3 protein-coding genes are annotated in these 12,629 nt (G+C 69.3%); 2 read left to right on the top strand and 1 reads right to left on the bottom strand.

Going from position 1 to position 12,629, the window contains the following annotated elements; genetic code table 11:
• Nucleotides 1-38 precede the first annotated feature (38 nt).
• Nucleotides 39-4,448, bottom strand: coding sequence for a LamG-like jellyroll fold domain-containing protein (locus ACFCLZ_RS07840; protein ID WP_380284053.1), 4,410 nt, complete (start codon nucleotides 4,446-4,448; stop codon nucleotides 39-41).
• Nucleotides 4,449-4,783: 335 nt separating this feature from the next.
• On the opposite strand from ACFCLZ_RS07840, the gene ACFCLZ_RS07835 reads away from it, so the two are divergent.
• Nucleotides 4,784-12,154: a polymorphic toxin-type HINT domain-containing protein gene (locus ACFCLZ_RS07835; RefSeq protein WP_380284052.1), complete on the top strand. Its 7,371-nt coding sequence runs from the start codon at nucleotides 4,784-4,786 to the stop codon at nucleotides 12,152-12,154.
• Entirely contained in the window at nucleotides 12,115-12,576 is a 462-nt protein-coding gene (locus tag ACFCLZ_RS07830) for a hypothetical protein (RefSeq protein ID WP_380284051.1), read from the top strand. The genes ACFCLZ_RS07835 and ACFCLZ_RS07830 overlap by 40 nt, the downstream gene beginning before the upstream one ends.
• Nucleotides 12,577-12,629 lie beyond the last annotated feature (53 nt).

Here is a 12,629-nt window from a genome sequence, read left to right as displayed (position 1 = left end):
GCGGGGGCCCGGTTGGTTGGTGGGTGGGTTGGTGGGGGTCAGGTGGTGGGGTTGAGCATCCAGCGTTGGTTGGCGCCGGCGTTGCAGTCCCAGATGCCGAGGCGTGTGCCGTTGGTGGTGTTCCATGCGGGCAGTTCGAGGCAGCGGTTGGAGTGGGGGTTGTAGAGGCTGTTGTCGGCGCGGCGCAGCCATTTCTGGCCGCCCTTGAGGTTGTCGCAGTCGGCGAGGACGGCGGGGGTGCCGTTGGCGGTGCCTTCGTTGCGGACGGTGACGCACTTGTTCTGGATGATCAGGGCGTGGTTGTCGGTGTTGAACTTGAACTGCTGGTTCGGGCCGGCCCAGCAGTCCCAGACACCGATCTCGGTTCCGCCGCCGAGGTTGTCGAGGCATTTGCCGCTGTTGAGGGCGCTGTTGACGGAGATGGTGGTGTTGCTGATGGCAAGGTTGCTGACCTGCGGGTCGGTGAGGGCGTAGGGGTAGGCGCGTACGTCGCTGATGGAGCCGTTGAAGCCCTTGTCGTCGGGGCGGAAGACGGTGGTCTCGGCGCCGATGGTGAGGGGGCCGCCGCTGTACCAGGGCTTGGAGTTCTTGACGGCGTTGACCGCCCGGCCGTTGACGTAGAGCGTCATGGTGCTGCTCTGGGCGTTGTAGGTGCCCACGAGGTGGGTCCAGCGGCCTATCTGGGCTTGGGCGGCCTGGGAGCCGCCGGCGACGTAGTAGGTGCCGGTGTTGATCCGGTCCTCCTCGGGGGCGGTGAAGGCCCAGGTGCCGGTGGCGGCGGAGTAGTGGAGGTAGAAGGGGCTGCGTTCGTTGCCCCTGATCGAGAGCACCGTCTCGTAGTCCGTGGCGCTGTCGAGCCTGACCCAGGCGGCGACGCTGTAGCTGCGGCGGGTGTCGATGCCGGGGGCCTGGGAGGTGCGGTAGTAGCTGCCGCCGTCGAGGAAGGTCGCGTTGTTGGCGGTGGCGTTGCGGTCGGCGGTGAAGACCGGGTTGCCGCTGCGGGTCAGCGGATTGGTGGCACTGCTGTCCGTCACGGGTGCGCCGGGGTCGGGACGCATGGTGTTCTGGCGGTCGAGGGTGTACCAGTCGGGGGTGACACGGGTGTTGGCGACCGCCACGGGTCCGATGTCCCAGGTCATGCCGGGGTTGGCGGCGTCTCCGGTGCGGTGGCCCCACCAGATCTGGATGTCGCCGGAGTGTTTGTTGACGCTCCACAGGGCGGGGGCGCCGTTGCCGAGGAGGTCGCCGTCGGAGCCGAGAGCGGGCCAGGAGTCGAGGGGGACATTGCCGATGCGGGTGGTGCCGGCGATGGCGGTCAGGGTCGGGACGACGAGGGGGTTGCCGTTCTCGTCGAGGACCGGGTCGCCGAAGTCGGGGTCGACGACGTTGAGGGTGCCGGGGGTGAAGGTGTAGGCGGTCAGGTCACCCGAGGTGCTGGAGGTGCCGAGCGGGCGCAGGTCGCGGGCCCACAGGCCGGGGCGGGTCTGGCTCGCCCAGTCGCCGGGGGTGATGAGCTCCTTGTCCTTCCAGCCGCCGGCGGCGAGGCGCACGGGCTGGCCGAGCCGATTGGTGGTGGTGGCGGGGAAGAACCACAGGGCGGCGTCGCTGCCGTCGCTGTTGGCCTCGACGGTCACCAGTCCGGTCTTGTTCTTGAACTCGAGCTTGATGTCGAGGTCGGTGTGGGCGGGGTCGCCGAGGGCGGCGACGCGCAGGGTGCGTGACCAGGTGCCGGCGTAGCCGGTGCAGTAGGCGGAGTCGTTGGGGGGTGTCACGCAGGCCGGGCGGCCGAGCGTGAGCTTGCTGTCGTAGCGGCCGACGGAGCGGCTGTTGCCGGGGTTGCCGTAGAGGTAGAGGTTGGGGTCGTCCTTGACGTGGACGAACAGGTCGTCGACGTGTTTGCCGCCGGTGAGCGCGCCGCGGTGGCTGTACTGGATGGCATCGGTGGCCCAGGTCTGCCCGTTCGGGGTGTCGGCGGGCCGGGCGGCGAGGGCGGCGGTGGGACTCTTGGCGTTGGTGTTGCCGGGGATGCTGTAGGTGCGCAGGTTGCCGGCCTGGTCGGCGGTGAGGATGTCGGCGGCGCCGTCACCGGTGACGTCACCGAAGACGGGCTGCGGGCCGTCGGGGTTCCAGGGGACGTAGAAGGCGTACGGGACGATGGGGGAGACGTTGCCGGCGTTGTCCTGGACCTGGATGTGGAGGAGGTTGGTGCCCCAAGCGGTGGGGGTGACGGGCACACCGCCGGCGGGCATGTTGCTTCCGCACTGCCAGGATGCCCCTTCGAGGAGGGGGTCCGAGCCCCAGCGGGCGCAGACGACGCCGGAGGCCTGGCCGCCCGAGGGGGTCGGGTCGGCGGAGGTGTAGGGGACGTAGCCCTCCTGGTGGAGGCGCACCTTGGTGGTCTGGCCGTTTCCGGAGGGCGGGAACTGGGTGGTGAGCGCGTCGTCGGACAGCTGTTCGTAGAGGGAGGGGACCTGCACGGTGGGCTGGGTCTGGTCGACACCGAAGTGGCAGGTGGGGGTGGAAGCCGACATGCCGATCAGCTTGTCGCTGGCCATGATGCTGTAGCCGTATACGTGGCCGTCCTTGAGGACACCGCTGGGGACGGGGAAGGCCGCGGTGCTGTTGTTGTCGACGAGGCTGCTGTATCCGTCGGCGCCGGGGGCGCCGGGCAGCATGTAGTCCCAGATGTGGCTCCAGGAGTACAGGTTCTGCTGGACGGGGCTGCTGACGGTGGCGTTGAGGGTGACTCCGCTCAGGTTGGTGCCGGCGCCCAGCCAGCCCCAGCCGTTGCCGTCGCAGCCCTGGATGGCACGGTCCGGCGAGACGGTGCGCGGCGCGGGGTAGGAGTAGGGGTTGGTGGGGATGTTGGGAGTGCGGTCGTATTCGACGATGACGCTCGGCGTGTAGTCGAGGCGCTTGAAGGCGAGCTTGTCGCTCTCGTTGCCCTCGACGGTGAAGGTCAGGTTGGGGTTGGCGACCGCGTGCACGCGGTAGGCGTCGGTGACGTTGAACCTGAACTCGAGGGGATTGGAGCAGCCCGGGTTTCCGGACCCGCCGACCCAGGCGGTGTCCCCGACCTGGCCGCCGTAGTGCTGGGGGGAGTTGTTCCAGGTGGTGTCGCGGTCTATCGGCCGGTCCGTGAGGAACAGGTTGAGCGGGTACTGCTTGGTGCAGTCCCAGTTGGAGGACTTGGACTGCGACATCGTCATGATGGCGTAGTTGATGTAGGCGCCGCCGAGGCTGCTGGTGTCGATCTTGAAGAAGGCCCGTTCCAGGCCGGTCTTGACCTGGTAGTCCTGCAGGCCGACGCCGGGCCGGTTGTAGGGCTCCTGGGCCGAGACCGCCTTCATGTAGTTGCTGGTGTTGGGGTAGGCGGACTGGGTCCAGGTCCAGGCGTTGGCGATGGGGTGCTCGTAGATCCAGCCCGGGTCGATGAACCACGGCCCCTGCCCGTTGGCGAGGATGTCCTGGTCGGGGGTGAGGGTGATGGTGCCCGCCGCGGTGCTGGTGGGCATGACCGATACCCGGGCGTTGCTGCCCGGGCCGTCGACGGTGCTGGTGACCGGGCCCTCCGGATCGCCGGCGGCGGGTACAGCCGGGGAGGCGGCACCGCTCTTCGGTGCGGCCGGGGAGGCAGGGGTGTTCTGCGCGGGCGGGGCGGTCTGGGGAGCCTGGGCCGGGGGAGTGGTGGTGCTGTCCCACATCCGGGGGGCGGGGGCGTGCCAGCGCACGGTGCCGTCCTCGGCGGCGGCCGTGAGGCTGTAGTCGGCGTTCGACGTCACGCTTACACCCACGGTGGTCACGGGGAAGGTGACGGACTGCAGCGCCGGGTTCGCGGCCGCCTCGGCGGTCTTCACGACGAAGACGGTGCTGAGGCCGCCGAACTTGGTGGCGGTGGCCTTCAGGTCGATGCCGGGGGCGACCTCCGGGTAGAGCACGCCGTCGCCGTCCCCGTCCACGTGCCCCTGGGGCAGCGGGAAGGGCGAGTGGAGGATGAGCTGCTTCCCGTCGGAGCTGGTGAGAGTCGCCAACGCCCCGGGACCGCCGGCCGACAGGTGCACGCCGGCGCCGGCGGCCTTCGGCCGGAAGCCGCCCTGCGGGTCGGCGACCAGGGTCGCGTCGAGGTCCGCCCACGCGCCGTCCTGCTCGACCCGCTGCTGCTCCAGATGCTGGGTCTTCCGGAGGTGGCCCTGGGGGGTGGCGACGGTCTCGCTGAAGTCGTCGGTCAGCGATTCGACCGGCTCCGCCACACCGGTGGCCTTGGCCTTCTCGATCGCCTTCTCGGCGTCCGTCGCGGGCGGGCGTATCTTCGCCTGCTCGGCGTCCGCCTCGGCCATCACCTCGGCCAGGCTCTTGGAGCCGGGCGGGGAGTCGGCGAGCGCGATGGGTGCCGGAAGACCGGCGCACAGAACGAGTCCGAGGCCGAGCACGGGCAGGCGCAGGGCCATGGCTCGCGTTCGGCGTCGGGCGGGGCGTGGTCTGGGGAGTGTGGGCATGGCGAAGCCTTCCCGACGAGGAGAGATGGGTGCGGACGCGGCCGGGGTTGGCGCTGAGCGCAGGACAGACGCAACCTGTCGCGATCCATGACGCACCGTCAATAGTTCGTTCACATCGACGGGTTGATCTAGCGTCAGTTAATACCATTTGTTGGTCAAGTGATTTAAATCACACCCCCTGGGTCTCTATCGATTCCTCGACATCGGATGTAAACGACCCATAAGGTCGGCTGGCCTTTGATCAACTCGCCGTGTCCCCGGGCGCGGTCACCAAGTGGAGGGTGACGGTGTTCTCTCACCGTGCTCGCTCGGCCCGCAACCGGGCCGCCAAACTGCGACGCTCGCGAACCGCCCTGCTCGCCACCCTGGCGGTCGTCGGCTCACTCGTGGTGCCTGCCGGGGGAGTGGCCTTCGCCGCTGCCCCCGACTACCACCGCGTCTGGTCGCCGCCGAACACGCCCCTGCCCGGCACCGCCTCGGTCACCGGCGAGAACGCCCCGCCCCCCGCGCGGCCCGCAGTGAAGACCGAGCCCGCCAAGCCCGCCGAGGACAGGAGCGGCCGCACCGCCCCCTTCGGTACGGCGACGCTCGACCTCGCACCGGCGCCCGCCGCCGACGCGACCACCAGCCGTCCCGACGGTCGCAGCAACACGCTCGGGGAATCGGCCGCAGCGCCCGCCGCGAAGGCCGGCGACCTCCCTGTGTGGGTGTCCTCCATAGCCGGCGGCGACACCCCCTCGCCCGAACGGCGCACCGACACCACGAGCGGCCAAGCGAAGAACCCGAAGGTCAACGTCACGGTCGCCGACGCCGCCACCACCAAGGCCGCGGGCGTCAGCGGAGCCCTCGTCGCCCTCTCCCTCGCCGACCAGCACCCCGTGACCACCGCGCGCGTCGGCCTCGACCCGGCCGCCCTCGCCCCCGCCTACGGCGGCGACTGGGCCACTCGTGCGACCCTGGTCGCCCTGCCCGCCTGCGCGCTCACCAGCCCCGGCGCCGAGCAGTGCCGCACCCGCACCCCCGTCCCCTCGCACTACGACGCGCAGACCGACCGGCTTGTCGCCGACGTCGACCTGCCCGCCGCCCAAAGCACCACCTCGCCCTTCGCGAAGACCGCGACTGCCTCCGCGCAGGACTCCAGCACCACCACTGCGCCGGCGATCGTCCTCGCCCTGCAGGGAACCACCGGCGGAAGCGCCGGCACCTACAGCGCCACCAGCCTCAACCCCAGCCAGGGCTGGTCCGCCGGCGGATCCTCCGGCTCCTTCACCTACAACTACCCCGTCCAGATGCCCCCCAGCCTGGGCGGCGGCGTCCCGCAGATCGGCCTCTCCTACGATTCCGCGTCCGTCGACGGCAAGACCTCCGCGACCAACTCCCAGGCCTCCTGGATCGGCGAGGGCTGGGACCTCGGCTCCGGCTTCGTCGAACGCTCCTACCAGCCCTGCTCAAAGGCCGGCATCGCCAACTCCGGTGACCAGTGCTGGGCCGGCGCCAACCTGACGATGTCGCTCGTCGGCCACTCAGGTCAGCTCATCCCCAACGACGGCTCCTGCGACACCACCGACCCGCGCACCGAGCTGTCCAACTGCACCTGGCGCCTGCAGTCCGACGACGGCACCAAGGTCCAGTTCCTCACCGGAGCCGACAACGGCACCTGGAACGGCTCCTACCTCAAGGTCACCGACACCGCCGGCACCGCCTACTACTTCGGCCTCAACCACCTCCCCTCCGCCCAGGGCACCCCCACCAGTACCGGGCCCGAGACCCGCTCCGCCTGGACCGTCCCCGTCTTCTCCCCCAAGCCCGGCGACCCCTGCTACGACCCTGCCAAGGGCAACGCCTCCTGGTGCCGCAGCGCCTGGCGCTGGAACCTCGACCAGATCGTCGACCCCCACGGCAACCTCACCACCTTCACCTACGCCCCCGAGACCAACCACTACGCGCTCGGCGCGGGCCAGAACCACGGCACCGGCACGAACACCCCCTACACCCGCGCCGGCAGCCTGCAGTCCATCGCCTACGGCCAGCTCCTGTCCGACCAACTCGCCGCCAACGGCACCCACCCCAGTGCCTCCCAGGTCGTCTTCGACACCGCCGAGCGCTGCCTCGCCGGCACCGACGCCTGCCGGCCCGAGCAGCGCACCGCCGCGAACGCCGGCAACTGGCCCGACGTCCCGATCGACCAGCAGTGCTCCGCCACCGACCCGTGCGCCAACGCCGGCCCCAGCTACTGGACCACCCGATGGCTCACCACCATCACCACCAAGGTGCGCGTCAAGGGCGACTACCGCCCCGTCGACACCTACCAGCTGACCCGCACCCTCGAAGACCCCCACGACACCAGCACCACCTCGCCCCGCATTCCCTGGCTCGCCTCGATCCAGCGCACCGGCCACAGTGCCGGCCAGGCCGACGTCACCCTCAAGCCGGTCACCTTCGCCGGCATGCTCCTGCGCAACCGCGTCGACGGAACCGTCCCCGCCAGGTCCGACTTCTTCCGCCTTCGCATGGCGGCCATCACCACCGAGACCGGCGGCGCCATCCGCGTCGAGTACATCCGCCAGTCCTGCTCCCGCGTCAACAACACCATGCCGGCCGCGCCGGACAACAACACCCTGGCCTGCTACAACGTCAAGTGGTACGAGCCCAACACCAACAACCCCGTCGACGACTGGTTCCTGCGCTACCCCGTCAACACCGTCACCGTCGACCCCCGCGACTTCATCAAGGGCTCGATCGGCCAGACCACCACCTACACCTACGGCCCCGCCGCCTGGCACCGCAACGACGCCGAAGGCATCGACACCGCCGCCCGTACCTGGGACCAGTTCCGCGGCTTCGCCTCCGTCACCGCCGTCACCGGCGCCCCCAACCACCCCCAGGAACCGCAGACCAAGACCGCCACCTACTACCACCAGGGCATGCACGGCGACTACGACGCCGCCGGCAACCCCCGCAACCGCACCCTCCAGGGCCCCACCAGCGGCCCCGTCACCGACCACGACTGGCTCGCCGGCCAGGTCCTCGAATCCGACACCTACGCCGACGCCACCGCCACCACCCCCGCCGCCAGCAGCGTCAACACCAGCACCGAACCCGGCGAGAGCGCGACCCACAGCCGCGGCACCGGCCTGCCCGCCCTCAAGGCCCGCTACGCCGCGCCCGCCCAGAGCACCGTCACGGCCAGGGCGAAGAAGGCCGACGGCTCCTGGCGCACCACCACCGACACCACCTTCACCGACGCGAGCGCTCCCTACCGGCCCGCGAAGGCACTGCAGCAGGCCGACGGCACCCCCGACGTGTGCGTGCGCACCACCTACGCCGCGGGCCCCGCCTCGCCGATCATCAACGCCGTCTCCCAGACCCTCACCGTCTCCGGCCCGAACGCCTGCGAGGCCGCTCCGACGGCCGCGAACACCGTCTCCGGCGGCCGCACCCTCTACGACAACCAGCCCTTCGGCACGCTCGGCGCCACCGCGTCCGCCTCCAGCCTCCAGGTGCTGGAGAAGTACGACGCCAACGGCACCGCCCAGTGGACCACCACCGGGACCAGCGCCTACGACGCCTACGGCCGCCCCACCACCGTCACCGACCCCACCACCACCGACGCCGCCCACCCCAACGGCGCCGCCACCACCACGCTCTACACCTCCGGTGCGGCGGGAGAGCTGCCCGACAAGAACACCGTCGTCGCCCCCGCCCCGGCCGGCACCCCCGAGGCGGCCACCGGCTGGACCTCCACCGTCACCCTCGACCCGACGCGGTCCCTGCCGCTGACCACCACCGACGCCAACGGCCGCACCGTCACCCAGACCTACGACGCCCTCGGGCGCCTGACGGCCGTCTGGCAGGCCGGACGTGCCACCGCCGAGCCCGCCGACTACAAGTTCACCTACCAGCTCAACAACGACACGGCCTCCTCCATCACCACCGAGACGCTGCGTGCCAACAAGAGCTACCACCGGTCCATCCAGATCCTGGACCCCCTGGCCCGCGTCGTGCAGACACAGAGCGACCCGGCGAACTCCGCCTACGCGGGCCGGATGGTCACCGACACCTTCTACGACACCCACGGCCGTCCCGCCGCCACCAACAACACCTACTACAACAGCCTCAACCCGCCGACCACCCTGCGCTTCGAGCCCGACAGCTCGAAGGTCCCCAGCCAGACCCGCAACGTCTACGACGGCATGGGCCGCGTGATCGCAGGCCAGTCCCTCGCGTACGGCGCCCTGCAGACCACCACCGCCACCGCCTACCCCGGCGCCGACCGGGTCGACGTCACCCCGCCGCCCGGCGGCCGGGCCATCACCACCGTCAGCGACTCGCGCGGACGCACCCTGCAACTGTGGCAGTACCGCACGCCTGCGCCCACCGGAAACCCCGCCGACGCGGACGTCACCTCCTACACCTACTCCCAGCTCGGCACCGAGACCTCCCGCAAGGACGCCGCCGGCAACACCTGGACCTACGGCTACGACCAGCGCGGCCGCCGCACCACCACCAGCGACCCTGACGCCGGTACCAGCACCGTCACCTACGACGCCGCCGGACGCGTGGCCACCACGACCGACGCCCGCGGCCAGAGCATCGTCTCCACCTACGACCTGCTCGGCCGTCGCACCGGCACCTACAAGGACTCCGCGGCCCCCGCGAACAGGCTCACCGGCAACACCTACGACACCGTCGCCAAGGGCAAGCCCGCCACCTCCACCCGCTATGTCGGCGGCCAGGGCGGCGCGGCCTACACCACCGCGATCACCGCGATGGACACCGCCTACCGGCCCACCAAGAGCACCGTCACCATCCCCGGTAGCGAGGTCGGAAAGGCCGACCCGCTCACCTTCACCTACCAGGCCGTCTTCGACCCCATCACCGGCGCGCCCACCAAGCAGGGCCTGCCCGCCGCCGGTGACCTGTTCGCCGAGGTGGTGACCTACAACTACGAGGCCTACGGCCTCCTGCACGACATCGGCGGACTCGGAGGCGTCGCCTACGACGTCCAGTCCGACTACGACGCCTACGGCCGCACCATCCGCTCCACGATGAACCCGTACGGCACCCAGATCGTCACCACCAACACCTTCGACGAATCCACTGGCCGCCAGATCAACCAGTTCGTCGACAAGCAGACGGCCACCACGGGCACCGTCCAGCACACCACCTACGCCTACAACCAGGTCGGCCGCATCACGGCGATCCGCACCATCCCCAACAACACCCCCTCCGCCACCGACCTGCAGTGTTTCAGCTACGACTACCTCGGCCGCCTCACCACGGCCTGGAGCGACACCGGGCGCCTCAACCAGGACCCCAGCCCCGCCGTCGGCGGCCAGGGCCGCTGCGCCAACGCCACCCCGACCAGCGGCGCCCAGGCCCCGGCCACCACCGTCGGCGGCTCCGCCCCCTACTGGCAGAGCTACCAATACGACCTGACCGGCAACCGCACCGGCATGGTCGCCCACAACCCCGGCGGTGACACCTCCAAGGACGTCACCACCACCCAGACCTTCCCGGCCCCCGGTACCCGCAACGCCACCGTGCCCGGCACCGGAGGCGGCACCGGAGGCCCGCACGCCCTGCTCACCTCCACCAACCGCGTCGGCACCAACACCCCGACCACCAGCACCACCCAGTACGACGCGGCCGGTCACACCACCGCCGTCACCGACACCGCCGGCACCACCACCCTCACCTGGAACGGCGAGGACCGGCTCGAGTCCCTCAACAGCACCAGCGCCGGCACTACCACGTACGTCTACGACGCCGACGGCAACCAGCTGGTCCGCCGCAACCCCGGCAAGACCACCATCAACCTCGCCAACGGCGACGAACTCGTCTACAACACCGCCACCAAGACCCTCACCGCCTCTCGCTACTACTCCGTCCCGGGCGGCATCACCCTGGTGCGCCAGGGCGGCAACGAACTCACCTACCAGTTCTCCGACCACCACGGCAGCAACACCCTGGCCATCAACGCCAGGACCCTGACCGAGAACCGCCGCCCCACCGATCCGTTCGGCAACCCCCGCGGCACCCAGCCCTCCATCTGGGCCGGCGACCACGGCTTCGTCAACGGAACCAAGGACGACGTCACCGGCCTCACCAACCTCGGCGCCCGCCAGTACCAACCCACCACCGGCCGCTTCCTCAGCCTCGACCCCGTCCTCGACGCCGGCGACCCCCAGCAGTGGAACGGCTACGCCTACTCCGAGAACGACCCGGTCAACAAGTCCGACCCCAGCGGCCTGCGCTCCGAGGAGTGCGGCACTCTCTACGCCTGCGGCTCCGCCGGCACCATCACGATGAGCAACGCGGCGGAGACCACCGCGCACAACATGCCTGGTGTCACGCCGCCGCCGTTCGTTGACAAGCCCTACAGCACGGTCGGCGTCACCAGCGGCAGCGGAGAAGGCGCTAGCCCCCCCGGAGGGGGAACAGGCGCTCCTGCCCCGGTGAACGAGAGCGCCAAGAAGGCCTCGGACGCCAAGACGAAGGTCATGAACGCCGGCAAGAAGCTTGCGAAGATCGTTGCCGACGAACTGGGTATCACCGACGCCATCGACTGCGTCACCACCGGTGACCTCGGCTCCTGCGGCGAAACTGCCCTCAATGTCGTGACCAGCATGTTCAGCGGGGGCCCCCTCACCAAGCTCCTCGCCAAGTACGCCTTCCGCTGGGGCAAGGCCTACGAACTCGCCAAGACCCTCAAGACCCTCGCCGGTGAACTCTTCGACGGCCTCAAGACCTGGCGCCGCGAATCCAAGGCCGCCAAGGAAGCCGAAGACGCCGTAGCCGCCGCCTGCCCGCTCCCCATACGCGCGCCCCACAGCTTCCCACCGACCACACCCGTCCTCCTCGCCGACGGCAGTACCAAACCCATCGGTGACATCACCGCCGGCGACCAGGTCCTGGCCACCGACCCCCAGACCAACACCACCTCCGCCGAAACCGTCCTCAACACCATCGTCACCCCCGACGACACCCTCTTCACCGACCTGACCCTCACCACCGCCACCGCCACCGGCTCCAGCACCCTCACCTCCACCCAGCACCACCCCTACTGGGACACCACCACCTCCCGCTGGACCCCCGCCGCAGACCTCCAGCCCGGCCACGCCCTCCTCAGCGACGACGGCACCACCGTCACCCTCCAGTCCATCCGCAACTACGAACTCCCCCCGACCGAAGCCCACGACCTCACCGTCTCCAACCTCCACACGTACTATGTGCTGGCAGGGACCACGCCGGTCCTGGTCCACAATTGCGGCGAGGGGTACGCGGACGTCTATTTTGACGACGTCGAGGAGCATGCTTCTATCGCAGTGACACATGGAGAAAATACGGTCCACAGCGAGGCTGGGTGGAGGGCGAATTCTGGAGACCATTCCGTCGCAGGAATTCGCCCAGAAAGCGCTTCGCATGCACCTGGAACAATTGTTGTCAGGGTCCCTCTTCCCAATGCTGAGAGGGCGCAGTATGCCCAGAGGGCCATGGATGAATTCAGCATGGGGCCTTATGACGAAAATACGAATAACTGCGTGACCTACTGTGCTCGGATTCTTGAGATTGGCGGCTTCAAGGTGCCAGTAAATGATTCCCAGAATATCTCGGGATGGCTACTGAATTCTTCGCACCCGCAGAGGAGGCTTTAATCGTGACACGTGAAGGCTGGGAGTCGCTCAAGGGGAAACCGATGAATTGGGAAGCTCCAGACCGATTGCGTTCCCCTACGGCTTCGACAACGGTCAATCTGGCTGTTCAGATGATGGGCAGCAATATCATCGGAAACGAACTCATCGAGGCCGTTGCGGGGTTTGTCTCTGCCAAGGCGCGAGTTGAGCTGTGGGCGGGGAGCCGTCAGCCGCCATTGACGTTCGAGCAGAATCTCGCCGTGGGTCGGGCGGCTTCGGATGCGCTGAGAATCGTTTACGAGTCTTGGATTGCATATGAGCTGGCATACAGCTCGGCAGGCGGGAGGATCCTTCAGATGGGCGATGAGGCGAGTTCCCTCAAGGAGGCGATCCTGAGGGCTACGGCCATCCTCGTGCGCGCAAGGGGCGAAGGCGCTGGGTGACCTGGCATCACCCCGCGCGACTGCGTCGCGCAGTGACTGCGTGAGGCAAGGTC

The sequence above is a fragment of the Kitasatospora purpeofusca genome, from assembly GCF_042691725.1.
In the GTDB taxonomy this organism is placed as follows: domain Bacteria; phylum Actinomycetota; class Actinomycetes; order Streptomycetales; family Streptomycetaceae; genus Kitasatospora; species Kitasatospora purpeofusca_B.
Note: the sequence above shows the minus strand (reverse complement) of the source record. Positions and strands in the feature narration are given on the sequence as shown.